The 20341-nt window shown below is 64.2% G+C and carries 19 protein-coding genes; 12 read left to right on the forward strand and 7 right to left on the reverse strand.

Features of this window, described 5'->3' with window-relative positions; translation table 11 throughout:
• The first annotated feature begins 133 nt into the window (after positions 1-133).
• Positions 134-634 (forward strand): FxsA family protein, encoded by a 501-nt coding sequence (locus LB566_RS18065; protein WP_140550533.1) that lies wholly within the window; start codon positions 134-136, stop codon positions 632-634.
• 165 nt (positions 635-799) lie between these two features.
• Entirely contained in the window at positions 800-1297 is a 498-nt protein-coding gene (secB, locus tag LB566_RS18070) for a protein-export chaperone SecB (protein ID WP_140491875.1), read from the forward strand.
• Between the two features lie 91 nt (positions 1298-1388).
• Here the strand turns inward: secB and dnaQ are convergent, their stop codons facing one another.
• The 5 genes from dnaQ to LB566_RS18095 all read right to left on the reverse strand — a co-directional run bounded on the left by dnaQ (position 1389) and on the right by LB566_RS18095 (position 5321).
• Positions 1389-2096: a DNA polymerase III subunit epsilon gene (gene dnaQ, locus LB566_RS18075; protein ID WP_140550534.1), complete on the reverse strand. Its 708-nt coding sequence runs from the start codon at positions 2094-2096 to the stop codon at positions 1389-1391.
• A 97-nt stretch (positions 2097-2193) separates the two neighbouring features.
• The gene (gene coaE / locus LB566_RS18080; protein WP_224625370.1) at positions 2194-2787 is read right to left on the reverse strand and encodes a dephospho-CoA kinase; all 594 of its coding nucleotides are present in this window, start codon (positions 2785-2787) and stop codon (positions 2194-2196) included.
• Positions 2784-3626: a shikimate dehydrogenase gene (locus LB566_RS18085; RefSeq protein WP_224625371.1), complete on the reverse strand. Its 843-nt coding sequence runs from the start codon at positions 3624-3626 to the stop codon at positions 2784-2786. Before LB566_RS18085 ends, coaE begins: the two co-directional genes overlap by 4 nt.
• On the reverse strand, positions 3619-4218 hold the full coding sequence (locus tag LB566_RS18090) for a Maf-like protein (protein WP_224625372.1): 600 nt from the start codon (positions 4216-4218) through the stop codon (positions 3619-3621). Before LB566_RS18090 ends, LB566_RS18085 begins: the two co-directional genes overlap by 8 nt.
• Before the next feature lie 281 nt (positions 4219-4499).
• A complete protein-coding gene (locus LB566_RS18095) occupies positions 4500-5321 on the reverse strand; it encodes a pyruvate, water dikinase regulatory protein (RefSeq protein WP_140550538.1) in 822 nt (273 codons plus the stop codon).
• A gap of 405 nt (positions 5322-5726) precedes the next feature.
• Between LB566_RS18095 and hemE the strand changes: the two genes are divergently transcribed.
• From hemE to rho, 3 genes are all read left to right on the forward strand, one after another.
• A complete protein-coding gene (hemE, locus tag LB566_RS18100) occupies positions 5727-6758 on the forward strand; it encodes a uroporphyrinogen decarboxylase (protein ID WP_224625373.1) in 1032 nt (343 codons plus the stop codon).
• Positions 6758-7294 (forward strand): protoporphyrinogen oxidase HemJ, encoded by a 537-nt coding sequence (hemJ, locus tag LB566_RS18105; protein ID WP_224625374.1) that lies wholly within the window; start codon positions 6758-6760, stop codon positions 7292-7294. Before hemE ends, hemJ begins: the two co-directional genes overlap by 1 nt.
• Positions 7295-7468: 174 nt before the next feature.
• A complete protein-coding gene (gene rho, locus LB566_RS18110; RefSeq protein WP_140491913.1) occupies positions 7469-8734 on the forward strand; it encodes a transcription termination factor Rho in 1266 nt (421 codons plus the stop codon).
• Between the two features lie 206 nt (positions 8735-8940).
• Here the strand turns inward: rho and LB566_RS18115 are convergent, their stop codons facing one another.
• Positions 8941-10962 carry a thioredoxin domain-containing protein gene (locus LB566_RS18115; protein WP_224625375.1) on the reverse strand — a complete coding sequence of 674 codons (2022 nt, stop codon included), beginning with the start codon at positions 10960-10962 and terminating at the stop codon, positions 8941-8943.
• A 64-nt stretch (positions 10963-11026) separates the two neighbouring features.
• Here LB566_RS18115 and mnmE point away from each other — a divergent pair, with 64 nt between their 5' ends.
• From mnmE to LB566_RS18150, 7 genes are all read left to right on the forward strand, one after another.
• A complete protein-coding gene (gene mnmE, locus LB566_RS18120) occupies positions 11027-12349 on the forward strand; it encodes a tRNA uridine-5-carboxymethylaminomethyl(34) synthesis GTPase MnmE (protein ID WP_224625376.1) in 1323 nt (440 codons plus the stop codon).
• Between the two features lie 588 nt (positions 12350-12937).
• Positions 12938-14818, forward strand: coding sequence for a tRNA uridine-5-carboxymethylaminomethyl(34) synthesis enzyme MnmG (gene mnmG, locus LB566_RS18125; protein ID WP_224625377.1), 1881 nt, complete (start codon positions 12938-12940; stop codon positions 14816-14818).
• Entirely contained in the window at positions 14815-15447 is a 633-nt protein-coding gene (rsmG, locus tag LB566_RS18130) for a 16S rRNA (guanine(527)-N(7))-methyltransferase RsmG (RefSeq protein WP_140550544.1), read from the forward strand. The genes mnmG and rsmG overlap by 4 nt, the downstream gene beginning before the upstream one ends.
• A 57-nt stretch (positions 15448-15504) precedes the next feature.
• A complete protein-coding gene (locus LB566_RS18135) occupies positions 15505-16305 on the forward strand; it encodes a ParA family protein (protein WP_140491929.1) in 801 nt (266 codons plus the stop codon).
• A 57-nt stretch (positions 16306-16362) separates the two neighbouring features.
• Entirely contained in the window at positions 16363-17250 is an 888-nt protein-coding gene (locus LB566_RS18140; protein WP_224625378.1) for a ParB/RepB/Spo0J family partition protein, read from the forward strand.
• Between the two features lie 313 nt (positions 17251-17563).
• Positions 17564-18190, forward strand: a complete 627-nt coding sequence (locus LB566_RS18145; protein WP_224625379.1) for a DUF1326 domain-containing protein — start codon at positions 17564-17566, stop codon at positions 18188-18190.
• Between the two features lie 33 nt (positions 18191-18223).
• Positions 18224-18985 carry a DUF2182 domain-containing protein gene (locus LB566_RS18150; RefSeq protein WP_224625380.1) on the forward strand — a complete coding sequence of 254 codons (762 nt, stop codon included), beginning with the start codon at positions 18224-18226 and terminating at the stop codon, positions 18983-18985.
• A gap of 59 nt (positions 18986-19044) precedes the next feature.
• Here LB566_RS18150 and holA read toward each other — a convergent pair whose 3' ends face one another.
• Positions 19045-20088 (reverse strand): DNA polymerase III subunit delta, encoded by a 1044-nt coding sequence (gene holA / locus LB566_RS18155; RefSeq protein WP_224625381.1) that lies wholly within the window; start codon positions 20086-20088, stop codon positions 19045-19047.
• Positions 20089-20341: the final 253 nt, after the last annotated feature.

Genomic DNA, 20341 nt, shown 5'->3' on the forward strand with positions numbered 1-20341 from the left:
CATATAGAACGCAAGGCGCAATCATTCAAATCAAAGGCAGCCATACCTATCTAACAGCCTCGGCGCCAGCGGCCGGCGGCCGGCGGCCGGCAAAACAGACCAACGCCAGAACGATCGGAAGGATCGGCAAGACTTGCGCATTTCGTTATTTCCCGTTTTTCTTCTGGCGCTTCCGCTGCTGGAGATCGCCGGCTTCGTCATAGTCGGGCGCCAGATCGGCGCGCTGGCGACGGTCGGCCTGGTGCTCGCCTCGAGCATCGCCGGGGCGCTGCTGCTCAGGCATCAGGGTTTTGGCGTCATGAGCCGCATCAGCACCGAGATGGGCGCCGGCCGCGATCCGAGCCGCGAACTCGCGCACGGCGCCATGATCGTGCTCGCGGCGATCCTGCTGATCATCCCGGGCTTCATATCGGACATTTTCGGCATTCTCTTGTTCCTGCCGCCGGTGCGCGACCTTGCCTGGCGCAGGCTCAAGCGCCGCATCGTGGTGGCAACGAATTTCTCGGCCGGCGGCTTCCGCGGCCGGCCGCGCGACAGGGTCATCGACCTCGACGACGGCGATTATTCGCGCGAAGACGATTTCAAGCGCGGGCCGGACCACAACTCGCCATGGCGCCGCCTGAAAGACGATTGAGACTGTATCGATATTCCGGTGATGCCGGCCTGACCTGAATCTCGACACGGTCTAGCCCCTCGGTTCGCAGGGCGGCAAACCTTGTCTTGTCATGCCGGCCATGGTAGCGAACGCCCGATTTCAATTCGGTCAGCAATGCTGCCCAGGCAAAAGGACACAAGGCTCATGGCCAGCAAAGATGACGCGCCGGTCGGCGCCAACGGAAACGGCAATACGGCGCAGCCCTCGCTCAACGTCCTTGCCCAGTATGTGAAGGATCTTTCCTTCGAGAGCCCCGGCGCGCCGAACTCGCTGCGCGGCCGCGACAAGGCGCCCGGCATCGCCATCAACGTCAACGTCAACGCCAATCCGCTCTCCGACAAGCAGTTCGACGTCAATCTGACGCTGAACGCCAAGGCGTCCTTCGACCAGGAAGTGCTGTTCAACGTCGAGCTGGTCTATGGCGGCGTTTTCGCCATCAGTGGTTTCCCGCAGGAACACATGCTGCCGATCCTGTTCATCGAATGCCCGCGCCTGCTGTTCCCGTTCGCCCGGCAGATCATCGCCGAGGCGACGCGCAATGGCGGCTTCCCGCCGCTGATGCTCGACCCGATCGATTTCGCGCAGATGTTCCAGCAGAAGCTGGCCGAGGACCAGGCGGCGTCGAAGGTTCAGGTGAGCTGACGGCGGCTCTTCCGCAGCATTGAAGAACCCGGCCTCGCGCCGGGTTTTTGTTTGGACGGGACGGCGGGACAGCGCCTGCGCAGTTGTCCGTTCACTCCGCGGCCATCACCTTCAGCCACAGCGCCTTCTCGCCCAGCGTGGCGACCATGCCGGCATGGGCTGCGCGCTCGGCTTCGCTCAGGCGCGGGGGCAGGGCGATCGGCCGCGCGCCGACGGAGATGTCGATGTCGGCCACTTCGCCCGCGCCGTTCATCTGCACGGCAACGGTATCGAGGATCAGAGCCGTCTGCTTGCCGCCGATCAGCTCGATATAGACTTCGGCCAGCAGCTCCGAATCCAGCAAGGCGCCATGCTTGGTGCGCCGCGCATTGTCGATGCCGTAGCGCCGGCAGAGCGCGTCGAGCGAATTGGGACCCATCGGATGCCTGCGCCGCGCCAGCGCCAGCGTGTCGACGACGCGCCCGATGTCGACGGCCGGATGGCCGAGCCGGCCGAACTCGACATTGAGGAAGCCGATGTCGAAGGTGGCATTGTGTGCGACCAGCTTGGCGCCGTCGGTGAAAGCGATCCACTCCTCGACGATCTCGGCGAAGGACGGCTTGCCCTGCAGGTCCGCCATGCTGATGCCGTGCACGGCCTGCGCCTCGGCGTGGATCGAGCGGCCCTGCGGGTTGATGTAGTGGTGGAAGGTCCTGCCGGTCGGAAAGCGGTTGACCAGCTCGACGCCGCCAAGCTCGATGATGCGGTCGTCGCGCATGTCGAGGCCGGTGGTTTCCGTGTCGAAAATGATCTCACGCATCGAATCAGTCGCTCCAGAGAGCAGAATCATACACCAGAACAAAATGGCAATGGGCAATGCCGTTTTTCCCTTCTTCCCTTGTGGGAGAAGGGAAGCGTCAGTGACCAGACACCCCGGTCAGTTTCGCGATGATGGCCGTGACGGCGGCCCGCGCGGCGTCCAGGCCCTGGCTGGTGTCGATGACGAAATCGGCCTGCCGCCGCTTTTGCGCATCGGGCACCTGGCTGGCCAGGATGGAGGCGAGTTTCTCTTCGCTCATGCCGGGACGTGCCAGCACGCGCTGACGCTGGACGTCGGCCGGCGCGGTGACGACGACGACCTTGTCGACGCGGTCGCGGCCGCCGGTTTCGAACAGAAGCGGAATGTCGAGGACGGCCAGCGGCGCGCCGGCGGCACGGTTGCGCGCCAGGAACGCGTCGGCATCGGCGCGCACCAGCGGGTGGATGATCGCTTCCAGCCTTTTCAGCGCGGCCGCATCGCCAAGCACGCGGGCGCCGAGCTTTGCCCGGTCGACGCCTCCTGCGCCGGTGGTCCCGGGAAAGGCGGCCTCGACCAGGGGGGCTGCCTTGCCGGCATAGAGGCGATGCACCGTCTCGTCGGAATCGTGCACCGGCACGCCGGCCTCGGCAAACATTTTCGCCGTCGTCGACTTGCCCATACCGATCGACCCGGTCAGCCCGAGCACGATCATGATTTGGGCGCCAGATCGGCAACGACAAGCGCCCGCAACTCGGGGGTAACCTTGGGCCTGATGCCGAACCAGCGCTCGAAACCCGGCACCGCCTGGTTGAGCAGCATGCCGAGGCCGTCGACGGTCTTCAGCCCTCTTGCCCGCGCCGCGGCAAGCAGCGGCGTCTCGAGCGGCACATAGACGATGTCGGTGACGATGGCGTGGTCCGGCAAAAGGGCCGGGTCGGCGGCGAGCCCCTCATTGCCTTGCATGCCGAGCGCCGTGGTGTTGACGAACAGGCCGGCATCGGCAAGCAGTTCACCGGTCGCCTCCGTGCCATGCGCCGAGACACCGGCGCCGAACCGGTCCCGCAATTCCATCGCCCGGGCAAGCGTGCGATTGACGATGCGGATATCGCGGATGCCGCGCTCTTTCAGCGCGTGGATGACGGCGCGCGAGGCCCCGCCGGCGCCGAGCACCACCGCCGGGCCAATGGACGCCCAGCCCGGCGCATGGTCGTCGAGATTGGCGGCGAAGCCATGGCTGTCGGTGTTGCCGCCCCAGAGCCGACCATCTTCCAGCCACAGCGTGTTGACGGCGCCGATCTGCTGGGCCGCCCCATCACGGCGCTCGACCAGGGCGAACGCCGCCTCCTTGTGCGGGATGGTAACGTTACCGCCGAGATAACCGCTCGCGTGCAATGTCCGCAGGAATTCGGCGAAATCCTGCGGCGCCACGTCGATCGCCTGGTAGCTGCCGTCGATGCCGTATCTGGCCAGCCAGTGGCCGTGGATCTTCGGTGAGCGCGAATGCTTGATCGGGTGACCGGTGACGAAGGCCTTTTTGGTCGCCTCAGCCATCGATCGCTCCCAGCGTGCGCAGTTCGGCCAGCAGCGGCAGCAGCGGCAGGCCGACAATGGTAAAATGGTCGCCCTCGATCTTCTCGAAGAGCTGGATGCCTTCGCCTTCGATCTGGTAGGCGCCGACGCTTGACAGCGCCTTGGCGCCGACCCGCGCCAGGTGGCGGCCGATGAAGGCCGGATTGAGCTTACGCATGGTGAGGCTGGCGATGCCGACATGGCGCCACAGCACCTCGCCGTCGCGGACCAGGACCGCGGCGCTGTTGAGCTGATGGGTCTTTCCCGACAGCGCCAGCAGGTGGCGGCGCGCGCCTTCCATGTCGGCCGGCTTGTGGAACACCTCGTCGCCCAGCGACAGCGTCTGGTCGCAACCGAGCACCAGTGCGCCGGGCCTGCGCTCGCTTACTTCGGTGGCCTTGGCTTCGGCAAGCACCAGCGCGACATCCTCGGGCGAGGCGCCGCTGCCTTGCAGGGGCGCCTCGAGCGCGCGCTCGTCGACGTCAGGCGCAACCGCCTCGACGTCGATGCCGGCAGCGAGCAGCATCGCCTTGCGGAATGGGCTGCCGGAAGCGAGGATGATTTTTTCGGTCATTTTTTCACTCGGATGCAAACACGGGCGGTTGGCGTATGAGGCGCTTTGATCTGTAGAGTCGGCGCCGCCCCTCATTGTCCTGCGGGACATTTCTCCCCGTAAAGAGACGGGGAAAGGGCAGCTTCGGCGCAAGCGTTCTTTCCGGCCGCGCTGGCGATTGGCGAAACCATCGATGACAGCGCCCCTTTCCCCGTCACTATACGGGAGAGGATGCCGGCAGGCAGGTGAGGGGCAGCGCCGATTTCCGCCAGAAAAACTCGGAAAAACTCACTCATCTGCACCTACCGCGTCTTTCCCCGCAGGGCAACGATGGCCGCCGCCGTTTCCTCGATCGAGCGGCGGCTGACGTCGATCATCGGCCAGCCGTGGCGGGTGCAGATCTGGCGGGCATAGGCGAGTTCCTCATTGATAGCGGCGCGGTCGACATAGTCGCCTGGCATATAGGCGCTCGAGTTGCCGAGGATACGGTTCTGGCGGACATGCGAGATGCGCTCGGCGGTGGCGACAAGGCCGACGATCAGCGGCGTCCTGGCGTTGACCAGGCTTTCAGGTACCGGCACGCCGAGCACGATCGGAATGTTGGCGGTCTTGATGCCTCTGTTGGCGAGATAGATGCTGGTCGGCGTCTTGGACGTGCGCGAAATGCCGACCAGCACGATGTCGGCATCGTCCATATTGGCCGGCAGCTGGCCGTCATCATGCTCCATGGTGAAGTTGAGCGCGTCGATGCGGCGGAAATATTCGGCATCGAGGACATGCTGGGCGCCGACGCGGCGGCCGGCCGGCGTGCCCAGATAGGACTGGAAGACGGTGAGCACCGGCTCCAGCACGGAGACGCAGGGCAGGCCCATGGCGGCCGAGCGCTCGTCGATGCCGCGCGCCAGCTTCTGGTCGACGACGGTATAGAGGATGATGCCCGGCTCCTCCTCGATATCCTCGAACACTTTGGCCACCTGTTTTTCGGTGCGGATGAGCGGGTAGATGTGCTCGATGGCGCGCGCATCCTTGTATTGGGCCGAAGCCGCGCGGCCGGCCGCGAGCAGCGTTTCGCCGGTGGCGTCGGAGATCAGGTGCAGGTGGAAGAAGCTCTGGGGTTTGTTCACAGGGTTTTACCTAGGGCTGTGGGCGGATGTGGATAAAGCAGGGTTCGGAAGACCCGCCGGCCAGGGCGACTGTATCAGATGCCGGTTTGTCCACAATTCGATGCGCTGTAGGCTTCGTCGGGCGGCTGGGGACAAGTCCGTGGACGAATATTTTTGCCTTTTGTCCGTCCACAGGACGAGCCTGCAGGATCGCTGCTCTAGCGTGTTGAGTCCAATGGAAGATTCCGGATCGTCCCCAGAACCTTGCAAGGGGCGATTGGAAATGCGCGACAATATGCTTGCTGGTGTTTTGACGGCCAAAGCGGGACAGGTGACAACCACCACAACCAACAGACTCTTAGAATCAGAAGATTCTCTAGAAATAAGATATTTGATTAAGGGAAAGCCGGGAGAGGCGAGCGCTCTATGCCTGCAAGACGGATCATGCTGGACGTGCTGAAGGGTGAGACGGTGTTTCCGCCGCCGCTCTGGATGATGCGCCAGGCCGGGCGCTATCTGCCGGAATACCGCGAGACGCGCCGACGCGCAGGTTCGTTCCTCGACCTCTGCTATGATCCCGACCTTGCCTTCGAGGTGACCAAGCAGCCGATCGAGCGTTTCGGCTTCGACGCCTCGATCCTGTTCTCCGACATCCTTGTCGTTCCGCATGCGCTCGGCCGCGACGTGCGCTTCGAAGAGGGGCGAGGGCCGCTGCTGACGCCGATCACGGCGGCTGAAATCGCGGCCCTGGACAGCACGGTGTTTCACGTGAATCTCGAACCGGTCTACGAGACGGTTCGCCGATTGCGCGCGAAACTGCCCGATGAAACCACCCTGATCGGCTTCTGCGGCGCGCCATGGACAGTGGCGACCTACATGATCGCCGGGCACGGCACGCCGGACCAGGCGCCAGCGCGGCTGTTTGCCTATCGCGAGCCGGCGGCGTTTCGTCAGTTGCTCAAGGTGCTGGCCGATCATTCGGCCGCCTATCTCATCAGGCAGATCGAGGCCGGCGCCGATGTGGTGCAGATATTCGATTCCTGGTCAGGCGTGCTCGACGATGCCTGTTTCGAGCTGTTCTGCGTCGAGCCGGTGGCCGAGATCGTCAGGCAGGTTCGGGCGGTCCATCCCGATGTGCCGATCATCGGTTTTCCCAAGGGCGCCGGCGCTCGCTACCGGAGCTATCGCGAGAAGACCGGCGTCACGGGGCTGGGGATCGACTGGACTGTGCCGCTGGAGACAGCCAAGGCGTTGCAGCGGGAAGGGGCCATCCAGGGCAATCTCGATCCGCTGCGGCTGGTGACGGGCGGCAAGGCGCTGGCTGACGGCGTCAGCGCAATCCTGGAGAGCTTGGGAAGCGGCCCGCTGATCTTCAATCTCGGCCACGGCATCACGCCGGAAACGCCGGTGGCGCATGTCGAGGCGATGGTGAAACTGGTGAGGAGCGCGACACGCTGATGGCCGGGATGAGCAACACCAACAGCACGGCCCAGGCGATGATGCGCATGGTGATCGGCATCGCCGCTTTGGTCGTGCTGACGGCGCTGCTCTTTCTGGCGGCGCCCGACGGCTTCTATCTCTGGGCCAAGGCGATCCATGTTCTTGCCGTCATATCCTGGATGGCGGGCATGCTCTATCTGCCGCGGCTGCTGGTCTATCACGCCGATGCCGAGAAGGGTTCGGTGCAGTCGGAGACCTTCAAGGTGATGGAGCGCCGGCTGCTGCGCGGCATCATCAATCCGGCGATGATCGTCACCTGGGTGTTCGGCCTGTGGCTGGCCTGGAAAGGTTTTGGTTTCCAGGGCGGCTGGCTGCACGGCAAGATCATGCTGGTGCTGATCCTGTCGGGCATCCACGGCTATCTGGCCGGCGCTGTGCGGAAATTCGCCGAGGACCGCAATGAAAAGCCCGCGAGGCACTGGCGGATCGTCAATGAAATCCCCACATTGCTGATGATCGCTATCGTGATCCTGGTCGTCGTCAAGCCGTTCTGAACCCTCAGACCTCTCTCACGACCTGCTAAAAGGCGGCTTGCTCTTTCAGCCGGCCGACGATAAAAGACGGGTCTTCCTTCCCGTCATGCGCCGCCCTTCATTGCTTTTGGCCGCGCCCGGCATTTATCGCATCCCGCCGATTTCCTCCCAAAAGCCTACCCAGAGTCTATCCTAATGCAAGAAATGAAACTCACCGAGTTCAAGAACAAGAAACCGCCAGAGCTGATCGCCTATGCCGAATCACTCGAGGTGGAGAACGCCAGCGTCATGCGCAAGCAGGAGCTGATGTTCGCAATCCTCAAGAAGCTGGCCGCGCAGGACATCGAGATCATCGGCGACGGCGTGGTCGAAGTCTTGCAGGACGGTTTCGGTTTCCTGCGCTCGGCCAACGCCAATTATCTGCCGGGTCCCGACGACATCTATATCTCGCCATCGCAGATCCGGCGCTTTTCACTGAAGACCGGCGATACGGTCGAAGGGCCGATCCGCAGCCCGAAAGAGGGCGAGCGCTATTTCGCGCTGCTCAAGGTCAACACCATCAATTTCGATGACCCCGAGAAGATCCGTCACAAGATCCACTTCGACAATCTGACGCCGCTCTATCCGACCAAGCGGCTGAAGATGGAGATAGACAACCCGACCTCCAAGGACATCTCGCCGCGCGTGATCGACCTGGTGGCGCCGATCGGCAAGGGACAACGCGCGTTGATTAACGCGCAGCCGCGTACCGGCAAGACGGTTCTCATGCAGAACATCGCCCACTCGATCACCGCCAACCATCCGGAATGCTATCTGATCGTGCTTCTGATCGACGAGCGGCCGGAGGAAGTGACCGACATGCAGCGCTCGGTGAAGGGCGAGGTGATCTCCTCGACCTTCGACGAGCCGGCCGTGCGCCACGTCCAGGTCGCCGAGATGGTCATCGAGAAGGCCAAGCGCCTGGTCGAGCATGGCCGCGACGTCGTCATCCTGCTCGATTCGATCACCCGCCTCGGCCGCGCCTACAACACCGTGGTGCCGTCCTCGGGCAAGGTGCTGACCGGCGGCGTCGACGCCAACGCACTGCAAAGGCCGAAGCGCTTCTTCGGTGCCGCCCGCAACATCGAAGAAGGCGGTTCGCTGACCATCATCGCCACCGCGCTGATCGATACCGGCAGCCGCATGGACGAAGTCATCTTCGAAGAGTTCAAGGGCACCGGCAACTGCGAAATCCAGCTCGACCGCAAGGTCGCCGACAAGCGTATCTATCCGGCCATGGACATCCTGAAGTCGGGCACCCGCAAGGAGGACCTGCTGGTGCCGCGCGCCGACCTGCAGAAGATCTTCGTGCTGCGTCGCATCCTGGCGCCGATGGGAACGACCGACGCGATCGAGTTCCTCATCGACAAGCTCAAGCAGACCAAGACCAACGCCGACTTCTTCGATTCGATGAATACGTAAGGTTTTGGGATGGGCGTCGAGTTCCTTCGCGCCCCCTCTGTCCTGCCGGACATCTCCCCCACGAGGGGGGAGACTAGCAGTTTCACGCTGGCACCTTTTCTTAGACTTCTTAGACGTCGAAAAATCGGCGGAATCGCCGCGATATCCGATTTCCCCCTTGTGGGGGAGATGCCCGGCAGCGCAGAGGAGCGCTGTCCCGCCGGCGCTTAGTCTGATCGACGCAACAGTTTATCGAGAGCTCCTGGATCGGCCACGGCGGGCAGACACACCTGCCCCGTACAGAGCCACGCACCGGGCTTGTCGGTCGGCGGCAATACTCCGCCCGGCAAGGAAGCTCGATCCGCCTGCGTACCGACCGCCAGCACAACATCCACCCGACGCGGATCGGGATTGCGATTCGCTACGGGAACGAGCTCTGGATTCGTCAGATCCTCCACAAGCACCAGCTTCAACGGCTCGATGGCGAGCGCCGAAGCGTTGACGATGCCCGCCTGGCCATAGACCTGGTGCGCTGCGCGGCCGGCGGCGTGTTCGGCGACTTTCGTCGCTTTCTCCTGCAGCTCGAGATCGCCGGTCAGCGCGGCGAGCCGGACCAGCGCCTCGATGATCTGGCCGGTGGCGGACGCAATGGCCTCGTCGACATCGCCCCTGATGCGGATCGGCACGTCGGTGCTGTCGGAGGCGGTGAGATAGTAGCCGGTGCCGTCGGCATCGGCATGCCAGCGGTCGAGCTGCTCGACGAATTGCCGGGCCCGATCGGCGTAGTTCCAGTCGCCGGTGGCTTCGAACAGGGCGATCGCCGCATTGGCCATCGCCGCATAGTCGCTCGACAGGGCCGGGAACAGTTTCTTGGCGCCGAGCATGGAATGGGGCAGCCGTCCTCCTTCGGCGGACCCGGCGATATGGGCGAATGCGGACTTGGCCGCATCGATCCAGTCTCGCCGCGCCAGAGAGCGCCCCGCTTCGGCAAGCGCCGCGATCATCTGGCCGTTCCAGTCTGCGAGGACCTTGCCGTCGCGGCCGGGCCTGACGCGCCGTTCACGGACGGCCAGCAGCCTTGCTTTGAGAGCGCCCAGAAGCGGCTGCTCGGCGATGCCCTGCGTCTGCTGGGCCTGCGTCTGGTGGATGACGGGCTTGCCTTCCCAACCGGGTGGGCTGGAGAGCGTGAAGTGCCTGAAAAATAACGGGGATTCGTCGCCTAGCGCAGCCTCGATCTGCTCCCGGCTCCATGTGTAGAAAAGGCCCTCCTCGCCCTCGCTGTCGGCATCGAGGCTGGCGGCGAAGGCACCGCCATCGACGCGCATCTCACGCAGCAGCCAGTCGATGGTCTCCTCGATTCGGACCCGGAACAAATCCTTTCCGCTCGCGGCGTAGGCCCAGTTGCAAAAACGGATGAGCTGCGCGTTGTCGTAGAGCATCTTTTCGAAATGCGGCACCAGCCATTGCGCGTCCGTCGAATAGCGGCTGAGCCCTCCGCCGACATGATCGTAGATGCCGCCGGCCAGCATCCGTTCGAGGCTCAAGAGGACAGCGTCGCGATGGCCGGCATTGCCGTCGCGCAGCCAGGACAGCCACAGCGTCTGCATGAACGGCGCGTTGGGGAATTTCGGCGCGCCGCGCAAGCCGCCGAGATCCTTGTCGATCATGCCGTCGATGCCTTTGGCGAGAGCGGCCAGCGTGTCGCGGTCGAGCGCGGTGCCGGCATGCGCGCCGGCGAGCCTGGTCTCGACATGGGCAGTCAGCCCGTCGGCGCTCTGGTTCAGGCTTGCCCTTTTCTCCCGCCAGGCCTTGTCGATCGCCTCCATCACCTGGATGAAGCCCGGGCGGCCATAGCGCGGTTCGCGAGGGAAATAGGTGCCGCCCCAGAACGGCTTGCCGTCCGGCGTCAGGAACATGGTCAGCGGCCAGCCACCCTGCTCGCCCATGGAGGACAGCGCCGCCATGTAGATCTGGTCGATGTCGGGACGCTCCTCGCGGTCGACCTTGATATTGACGAACAGACGGTTCATGACGGCGGCGACGTCGTCATTCTCGAAGCTTTCATGGGCCATGACGTGGCACCAGTGGCAGGCAGCATAGCCGACCGACAGCAGGATCGGCCGATCCAGCGCCCTCGCCTCGTCAAGCGATGCCGGCGACCAGGCCCGCCAATGCACCGGATTGCCGCTGTGCTGCTGCAAATAGGGGCTGGCTTCGTCGGCAAGCAGATTTTGAGCAGGCAATGTCACGATGAGGCGATCCGGCGAAACAGGGTTGGACAATGAAGCTAGGGCGGTCCAACAAGGCGGGCAAATGATTTCGGCCGACACAATCGTCGCGCTTTCCAGCGGGCGCCTGCCCGCCGGCGTGGCCGTCATCCGTGTTTCGGGGCCAAAGACTCGATTCGTTATCGAAACGATTGCCGGCGGCATGGTTAAGAACCGTGTGGCCAGCCTGCGCAAGCTGCGGGCGCCCGGTGGCGGCGTGCTCGACAGCGGCCTTGTGATCTTTTTCCCGGGGCCCGGCAGCTTCACCGGCGAGGACGTGGCGGAATTCCAGGTGCATGGCGGCCGCGCCGTGGTGGCGAGGCTGTTGGAGACGATCGCGGGCTTCGAAGGCATCAGGCATGCCGAAGCAGGCGAGTTTACGCGCCGGGCCTTCCTCAACGGCAAGGTCGATCTGGTGAGAACGGAAGCGCTGGCCGATCTGGTCAACGCCGAGACCGAAGCACAGCGGCGCTTCGCGGTGCAGAATGCCGAAGGCGTCCAAGCCGAGCTTTACCTGAGCTGGCGTCGGCGGCTGACCCATGCACGCGCCATGATCGAGGCCCAGATCGATTTCGCCGACGAGGACGACATTCCCGGTTCCGTTTCGGATACGGTCTGGTCCGATGTCCGGACATTGATCGGCGAGATCGACCGCCACATTGCGGGGTTTCGTGCCGGCGAAATCATCCGCGAGGGGTTCGAGGTCGTCATCCTCGGTGCCCCGAATGCCGGCAAGTCGAGCCTGTTCAACGCTTTGGCGCGGCGCGATGCAGCTATTGTAACGGATGAGCCGGGCACGACGCGGGACCTGCTCGAAATCGTGCTTGACCTCGATGGCCTGCGAGTCAGGCTGACCGACACCGCCGGCCTACGCGATGCCGCCGGAAAGGTGGAAGCGATCGGCATCGAGAAAGCGCGAGCCAAGGCGCATGGCGCCGACCTCTTGCTCGTGCTCGAGGACATTGCCGACCCGCATCCCGTTGCTCTGCCACGCGAGGGAATCGCGACATTGCGCGTGGGCACCAAGCTCGATCTGGTGCGGGGGCAAGCGGCCGCCGGCGGCTACGATCGCGTCATTTCGACAAAGGACGGGACTGGCGTAGCGGCGCTGCTAGCCGACATCGGCAGGCTGGCGGCCCAACAGGTCGGCGACGCGGGTGACATCCTGCCCTCCCGGCTCCGACACGTCGAGTTACTTGGCGAGGCGAACCGCTTCCTGCTGCGCGCGGCCGAGAGCCCGGACGCGGGGCAGGAACTGCGAGCCGAGGATCTTCGGCTGGCCGCCGACCGGCTCGGCCGTATTGTCGGCGCGGTGAATGTCGAGGACATGCTGGATGTGATTTTTTCGCAGTTCTGCATCGGGAAATGATTCACGTGGAACATTGTCGAGGTGCGCGGAAGGTGGTTTCACGTGAAACGGCTGTGCCGGCCAATCGCCAGCGCCAGCGACGCCCCTCGCCTGCCTGCCGGCATCCTCTCCCCGTATAGCGACGGGGAGAGGGACGCCATCATCGCCGATGTTGCAAAGAGGGCGCCAGCGCTGCGGACAGCCCCTTCTCCCCCGTCTCTATTCGGGGAGAAGTGCCCGGCAGGGGATGAGCGCGGCGCTGACTTCGGCGATTGTCGCTGCGGGGATTCACGTGAAACAGAATTTGCGGCGCGACCTTGTTTTCACGTGAAACGGCTTTGCGCGCCGGCCAATCGCCAGCGTCGGCGCCGCCCCAATCACTAGCGCTGCAAGAGAGGCGCCGCGGTTGCGGCCAGTTCCCTTCTCCCCGCCTCTATACAGAGAGAAGTGCCCGACAGGGCGACAGGGGCGGCGCCGACTTGCTTGACTCACGTGAAACACGCAACAAGGTTCGCCGCCTGTTTCACGTGAAACTCCGGCGAAGTTTCTTGACACTGTCGCCCTGCGGGGACATCTGTCCACCAACTTCGAATCCAGGACGTTTTTGAAATGACCGATCACTATGATGTGGTTGTGGTGGGTGGCGGCCATGCGGGGAGCGAGGCGGCCAGCGCGGCTGCGCGTGCGGGCGCCAGGACGGCGCTGGTGACGCTGCGTTTCGACACGATCGGCGTGATGTCCTGCAATCCGGCCATTGGCGGGCTCGGCAAGGGCCATCTGGTGCGCGAGATCGACGCCATGGATGGACTGATGGGCCGGGTGGCGGACGCCGCCGGCATCCAGTTTCGCCTGCTCAACCGGCGCAAGGGGCCGGCCGTGCGCGGCCCGCGCACCCAGGCCGACCGGAAACTTTACCGGCTCGCCATGCAGGAAGCGATTCGGCAGCAGGACGATCTCGATGTGATCGAGGGCGAGGTGCTCGACTTCGAGATCGACGATTCGGAGTGCCTGCGCGCCGTCATCCTGGCCGACGGCCGGCGCCTTGCCTGCGGCGCGGTGGTCCTGACCACCGGAACCTTCCTGCGCGGCCTGATCCATATCGGTGAAAAGAAGATCGCCGCCGGTCGCATGAACGAACAGGCGAGCCTTGGGCTGTCGGGGACGATGAGCCGCGCGGGCTTCAAGCTCGGCCGCCTGAAGACCGGCACGCCGCCGCGCCTCGACGGGCGCACCATCGACTGGGCGTCTCTGGAAAGCCAGGCGGCGGATGACGATCCGGTGCCATTCTCGCTGATGACCAATCGCATCGAGACGCCGCAGATCGAATGCGGCATCACGCGCACGACCGCGGCCACGCATGAGCTCATCCGCGCCAATCTCGGGCGCTCAGCCATGTATTCGGGCTCTATCGAAGGCGTGGGGCCGCGCTACTGTCCGTCGATAGAAGACAAGATCGTCAAGTTCGGCGACCGTGAAGGCCACCAGATTTTTCTTGAGCCGGAAGGCCTGGACGACGATACGGTCTACCCGAACGGCATCTCGACCTCGCTGCCCGAGGAGGTCCAGTTCGAAATCTTGAAGACCATCCCAGGGCTGGAACGCGCGGTGATGCTGCAGCCCGGCTATGCCATCGAATATGATCATGTCGACCCGCGCGAGCTCAACCCGACACTGGAGACCAAGCGCGTCGGCGGCCTGTTTCTTGCCGGGCAGATCAACGGCACGACCGGCTATGAGGAGGCGGCCGCGCAAGGCCTGCTCGCTGGGCTCAATGCGGCGAGGCGGGCGTCGGGCGCAGAGCAGATCGTGCTCAGCCGCACCGAAGCCTATATCGGCGTGATGGTCGACGATCTGACCAGCCGCGGCATCAGCGAGCCCTACCGCATGTTCACCTCGCGCGCCGAGTTTCGGCTTTCGCTGCGCGCCGACAATGCCGACGAACGGCTGACGCCGTTGGCGACAAAGCTGGGAATCGCGTCCGCGCAGCGCCTGTTGCGATTTGGCGAGGTGGAGCAGCGCCTAGCTGAAGCGCGCCGGCTGGCGCTCGGCGTCAAGCTGACCCCCAACGAGGCGGCGCGCCACGGGCTGGAGGTCAATCGCGACGGCGTGCGCAGATCCGCCTATGAACTGCTCGCCTATCCCGGCGTCGACGTGGCCTGGCTGGCGCGAATCGATGCCAATTTCGGTGCGATCGATGCCAGGACCGCGGAACGTCTTGAAACGGAAGCGAAATATTCCGTTTATCTCGATCGCCAGAAGAGCGACGTCGCCCAAATCCGGCACGAGGAAAGCCGGCTCATCCCCGAGACGCTCGACTTCGCCGAGGTTCCGGGACTGTCGAACGAGCTGAAGCAGAAGATGCGTGCAAGGCGGCCGCGTTCGGTTGCCGACGCGCAGCGCATGGAAGGCATGACGCCGGCGGCGCTGGCGATCATCGTCGCTCATATCAGGCATTCCGAAAGCGCGGCCGGCCAAAGGGATGTCGCGTGAGCGCTGCCACTTGGAAGAGCCTGCAGGACGCTGCCGGTCCCGTTTCACGTGAAACATTCGACCGCCTCGTGGCATTCGAGGAGATGTTCCAGAAATGGAACCGCAGCATCAATCTCGTCGCGCAGTCGACGGCGGCCGATGTCTGGCAACGGCACATACTGGACAGCGCGCAGCTCTGGCGAATCGAGGACAAAGCGCGGCGATGGGTCGATATCGGTTCGGGCGGCGGGTTCCCGGGACTGGTGCTGGCGTTCCTGCTTGCCGAGCGTGACGGCGCCAGCATCGACCTGGTCGAAAGCAATCGCAAGAAAGCGGGATTCCTGCAAGCCGTCGTCGGCCAGTTCGGGCTGCCGGCGCGTGTCGTGGCGCGTCGCATCGACGAGAGCCATGCGCTTGTCGAGGCACCGCAAATCGTCACGGCGCGGGCGCTGGCGCCGCTTTCGACCTTGCTCGAGCTGGCGGGGCCGTGGCTGACATTAGGCGCGCGCGGGCTATTTCACAAAGGCCGGGATTACCGCGCCGAAGTGCAAGAAAGCGTTAACCGCTGGAGCTTCGATCTGGTAGAACATCCAAGCATGACCGACCCTGGCGGCGTCATCCTTGAACTGTCCAATGTGCGACCTGTCTGAACAAAGACCTGTCCGAATCCGTGTTGGCGACCCAAAATGAATTCCTGGCATAGACCCATGATGAAGAACGGCCCTCGAATCATCACCGTAGCCAACCAGAAGGGTGGTGTCGGCAAGACCACCACGGCCATCAATCTGGCCACCGCGCTGGCGGCGATCGGCGAGAAGGTGCTGATCGTCGACCTCGATCCGCAAGGCAATGCCAGCACCGGCCTCGGCATTGACCGCAAGGACCGTACGGTGTCGTCCTATGACGTGCTGACCGGCGAGCTGGAGCTTGAGGAGGCGGCGATCCCGACGGCGGTGCCCGGCCTGTCGATCGTGCCGTCGACGCTCGATCTGCTCGGCATCGAGATGGAGATCGCCTCGGCGCCGGACCGGGTGCTGCGGCTGCGTAACGCCTTGCGCGCAGCGTCGGCGCGTTCGGCCGGTTTCGGCTATGTGCTGATCGACTGCCCGCCGTCGCTCAATCTTTTGACGTTGAATTCAATGGCCGCGGCCGATTCGGTGCTGGTGCCGCTCCAATGCGAGTTCTTCGCGCTGGAAGGCCTCAGCCAGTTGCTCGAGACCGTCGAGCAGGTGCGCCGCTCGATCAACCCGGACCTCACTATCCAGGGCATCGTGCTGACCATGTATGACGGCCGTAACAACCTCGCCAACCAGGTGGTGCAGGACGTGCGGGAGCATATGGGCGACAAGGTCTACGAGACCATCATTCCGCGCAATGTGCGGGTGTCTGAGGCGCCGTCCTACGGCAAGCCGGCGATCCTCTACGATCTCAAATGCTCCGGCAGCCAGGCCTATCTGCAGCTTGCGTCGGAAGTGATCCGTCGCGAGCGTAAATTGCGCGCCGCTTAACAAGCGGCCGCGCATGGAGCAAAAGCCGATTCGATACCGAAACAATCTGGAACCGACATGAGCGAAGACCTTTCGAGAAAAAGACTGGGCCGCGGGCTGGCGGCGCTGATCGGCGAGATCGACCGTCCGAGCGCGCCGGAGAAGCCTGGCATAAGTGCCGACGGCAAGGTGCCGATCGAGTTCCTGACGCCCAATCCGAAAAACCCGCGCCGGCATTTCGGCGACGCCGAGCTGACCGACCTGGCGCAATCGATCCGCGAGCACGGCGTGGTGCAGCCGGTGGTGGCGCGGCCTTCGCCGGCCCAGGCCGGGCGCTACGAGATCATCGCCGGCGAGCGACGCTGGCGTGCCGCGCAACGCGCCGGATTGACCGAGATTCCGGTCATCGTGCGCGAGGTCAACGACCGCACGGCGCTGGAACTGGCCATCATCGAGAACGTCCAGCGCGCCGACCTCAACCCGGTCGAGGAAGCGCTCGGTTACCAGCAGCTCATCGACGATCACGGCTACACCCAGGCCGATCTCGGCCAGGTCATCGGCAAAAGCCGCAGCCATGTCGCCAACACGCTGCGGCTGTTGAAGCTGCCCGACGTGATCCGCGACATGCTGGTCGACGGGGCCTTGTCGGCAGGCCATGCCCGCACCCTGGTGACGGCGGAGGACCCGGCAGGGCTCGCCAAGCGCATCGTCGAGGAAGGGCTCTCGGTGCGCCAGGCCGAAGCGCTGGCGCAGATGCCGGCCGGTCCGACGCCGGCCAAGCCGAAGCAGGCGAAAAGCGCGCCGGAAAAAGACGCCGATACGCTGGCGCTGGAAAAGCTGATGACCGGCACACTGGGCATGGTCGTGACCATCGATCACACGAACAGAGGCGGGGAGATTCGCGTGGCGTACCGGACACTGGAGCAGCTTGACGAGCTGTGCCGGAGATTGAAACAAGAGCGGTAGTTAGCCGGCGAAGTTAGGAAAAGCGGGAGCTTGATTCAGCGCAACGAGGGCTGGCCGTCGGTCAGCCCTTTCGTTTGAGGCGCCGACGATTGGCAAAAAAGCGGCCCATCAGCACCTGTCGCCAGCCCTGGCGCTCGCGGCTTGACAGTGCCCGGCAACGGCGTAACCTCTATTAGACAAGGCTTAAATTAATTGCCCTGGCGTGCCGGTCAGTCGCGGCGAGGGCTATCTGCCATTCGTGCAATAGTCGTGAAATGGCACCGCCTCGCCAAACCAATATGCCGACGCGCCTGACGCAAGTGGGGAGGTGCAAATGGCAGTCCGTTGGCAATTGTCCGGAAGTTACTTCGAAAACTGTAGCTGCGATGTCGTGTGTCCTTGCCTGCTGTCCACCAACGCGCAGCTGACATCAAGGCCGACGCAAGGCGTTTGCGACGTCGGCCTGGTTTTTCATATCGATACGGGCACCTACGGCGATGTTCGGTTGGACGGGCTCAGCGTCGCGATGGTTGCCCACACGCCGGGTCCGATGGCAGACGGCAATTGGACGGCCGCCGCCTATATCGACGAACGGGCCGATGACAGGCAGACAGAGGCGCTGGGCGCCATCTTCACTGGCGCCGCGGGCGGCCCCATGGCGGTGCTGGCACCCATGATCGGCACGAACCTCGGCGCCAAGAAGGTGCCGATAAGCTACCGGATGGACGGCAACAAGCGGTCGGCGGAGATTGCCGGCGTTATGCGGATGGCGGTCGAGCCTCTGCCGACGATGCGCGAGGACGGGCAGATGTGGGCGGCCACCGGCCATCCCGTCAACCCCGACTGGCTCGCCTTGGCGATGGGGGCGGAAGGCAGCACATTCAGCGACCATGGCATGAGCTGGGACAATTCCCGCCGGAACGGACATTACGCCCCGATCAATTGGTCCGGGCAGCAGTAGCGCTGGCCGCAGAGTACGGAACGTATTTCGTCCATGGTGCAGACGTTGCAGCGATACGTCATTCTCGCGCTGCTGATCGCCATCGCGGCGGCGGCGTGGACCTTGCTTATCTGGCAGCAGACGGGCATGGACGCGGACATGCGCATGGAAATGTACTCACTCACCATGGGCATGAAGGCGCCGCTGTTTCTTGCCGTCTGGATGATCATGATGATTGCCATGATGTTTCCGACGGCCGCACCCATGATCCTGACATTTCACCGGGTCCAGGCCGGCAAACAGGGCCGGGGCGAGACCTTTGTCTCGAGCTGGGTGTTCGTGGCCGGGTACATGCTGGTCTGGGGCGTGATGGGCGTTATGGCCTTTGCCGGCGCGGCGGGTGCGGAAATGCTTGCCGGGCATGTGGGATTGTCCACAGTGACGGCCGCGCGTATCGGCGGCGCGCTGCTGATGCTTGGGGGCGCCTATCAACTTTCCCCACTGAAGGATCTGTGTCTGGCCAAATGCCGCACGCCGATCGGGTTCATCCTGACCTCATGGCGCGATGGTTACTGGGGCGCGGTTCGCATGGGTCTGGAGCATGGACTTTTCTGCCTGGGCTGCTGCTGGCTTTTGTTCCTCGCCCTCTTTCCTCTCGGGATCATGAACGTTGCCGCAATGGCCGTGGTCACCTTGCTGATATTCGCGGAAAAGACCCTGCCGTCTGGAAATGGGATCGCGAAGCTATCGGGTATCGCTCTGCTGCTCTATGGCGCGGCGGTGCTGGCCTTTCCCCAGGCGCTGCCGACCTTTTGAGCCGGTGGGCGCCATGACAATGAATTGACCAACGGAGGCAGCGCCCGGCGCCAAAGGGCCTAACGCTGCGCCAATCTCGCGCTTTCCACCGCAATGCCGAGCAGCGCCTGCCTGGCCAGCGCCGCCGCCAGGTCCGGCCTTCGCCGCGTCTGGAGCACGGCTGTCTGCAGCCGGGTCAGCGCGCGGCCGAGCGCCTCTACGGTCCAGCGTTCCAGTGCCTTCTCCACCAGCTTGCGGCGCGAGAAGAAAACCGGCGGGCGCGCCGCCGCCACCACCGACGCGGCATTGCGGCCGCCGGCCTCCATCTGGCCGCGCATGGACTGCATCGCATGAAACTGTCGCATCGCCGAGGACAGCACCAGGAAGGGTTGGCCGCCTGCCTGGCAATGGCGGGTGAACGCGGTGTCGAACTCGCCGACCTTGCCTTCGAGAAGCGCGTCGACGGCATCATCGAAGGACGCGCCGGACACGTCGCCGGACATCGCCCTGACGTCTTCGAGGCCGATTTCCTTCTGGCCATGGACATAAAGCAGCAGCTTATCGATCTCGCCGCGCGAGGCCAGCCGGTCGCCGCCGAGATTGCGGCGCAGGGCCTGTCTTGCCTCCAGCGTCATCGTCGCGCCTATCTTGCGCAGCTCGTCATCGATGACGGCATCGATGTCCCTGGCCTCGTCGGCGTAGCAGGGTAGCGCCATGGCGTTGTCGGCTGCCTCGACGACGGCGCGCAGCCCGACGCCCTTCTTCAGATCGCCGGCCTCGATGAGGATGATCGCGTCCCGCACGGGCTCCGCCGTCAGCGCCTTGACATCGTCGGCCAGCGCCTTCTGGCCGCCGGCATTGCGCACCCACAGCAGGCGCCGGTCGGAAAACATCGGCACGGTGCGCGCCTCGTCGAGCAGGCGGCCCTCGTCGCGCTCGACTTCGGAGCCGTCGAGCCGGACCACCGAGAAGGGGTCGTCGAGCGGCAGGCCGGTCTTTTCAGCGAAGGCTTTCGCACGTTCGGCGACGAGCCCGCGATCCGGACCGTAAAGCAGGACGATCAAGATGCGCGGATCTGGCTTCGCCAGCCAGGAATCCACCTCGTATGCTTTCTTCTGAGCCATGAGGGGTGGTTAGCATGGCACGAGGACGGAGTGAACGGTGGAGCGCGTGATCTCCCCCACAAGGGGGAGATCGGCGCTTCACCGAAGCGCCGACCAACAATTCTCTTATCTTCCGACAAACCCGGCACAACCTTGCCCCTAATTGCGCGCCGCTGCCCAACATCGACAAGAAATTACGCGGACATATCTTCATCTTGGTGTGCAGGAGGCTGGATCGGCCGGCGCGGCTGGCCCGTCGAGCGAAAGGGCCGGC

The organism is Mesorhizobium sp. CA13, from assembly GCF_020165235.1.
Taxonomy (GTDB): domain Bacteria; phylum Pseudomonadota; class Alphaproteobacteria; order Rhizobiales; family Rhizobiaceae; genus Mesorhizobium.

Coding starts and splice junctions, on each gene's coding strand:
- secB (WP_140491875.1), top strand. CDS start 800: ATGGCCAGCAAAGATGACGCGCCGGTCGGCGCCAACGGAAACGGCAAT.
- dnaQ (WP_140550534.1), bottom strand. CDS start 2,096: ATGCGTGAGATCATTTTCGACACGGAAACCACCGGCCTCGACATGCGC.
- coaE (WP_224625370.1), bottom strand. CDS start 2,787: ATGATCGTGCTCGGGCTGACCGGGTCGATCGGTATGGGCAAGTCGACG.
- LB566_RS18085 (WP_224625371.1), bottom strand. CDS start 3,626: ATGGCTGAGGCGACCAAAAAGGCCTTCGTCACCGGTCACCCGATCAAG.
- LB566_RS18090 (WP_224625372.1), bottom strand. CDS start 4,218: ATGACCGAAAAAATCATCCTCGCTTCCGGCAGCCCATTCCGCAAGGCG.
- hemE (WP_224625373.1), top strand. CDS start 5,727: ATGCCTGCAAGACGGATCATGCTGGACGTGCTGAAGGGTGAGACGGTG.
- hemJ (WP_224625374.1), top strand. CDS start 6,758: ATGGCCGGGATGAGCAACACCAACAGCACGGCCCAGGCGATGATGCGC.
- rho (WP_140491913.1), top strand. CDS start 7,469: ATGCAAGAAATGAAACTCACCGAGTTCAAGAACAAGAAACCGCCAGAG.
- mnmE (WP_224625376.1), top strand. CDS start 11,027: ATGATTTCGGCCGACACAATCGTCGCGCTTTCCAGCGGGCGCCTGCCC.
- mnmG (WP_224625377.1), top strand. CDS start 12,938: ATGACCGATCACTATGATGTGGTTGTGGTGGGTGGCGGCCATGCGGGG.
- LB566_RS18135 (WP_140491929.1), top strand. CDS start 15,505: ATGATGAAGAACGGCCCTCGAATCATCACCGTAGCCAACCAGAAGGGT.
- LB566_RS18140 (WP_224625378.1), top strand. CDS start 16,363: ATGAGCGAAGACCTTTCGAGAAAAAGACTGGGCCGCGGGCTGGCGGCG.
- LB566_RS18145 (WP_224625379.1), top strand. CDS start 17,564: ATGGCAGTCCGTTGGCAATTGTCCGGAAGTTACTTCGAAAACTGTAGC.
- LB566_RS18150 (WP_224625380.1), top strand. CDS start 18,224: ATGGTGCAGACGTTGCAGCGATACGTCATTCTCGCGCTGCTGATCGCC.
- holA (WP_224625381.1), bottom strand. CDS start 20,088: ATGGCTCAGAAGAAAGCATACGAGGTGGATTCCTGGCTGGCGAAGCCA.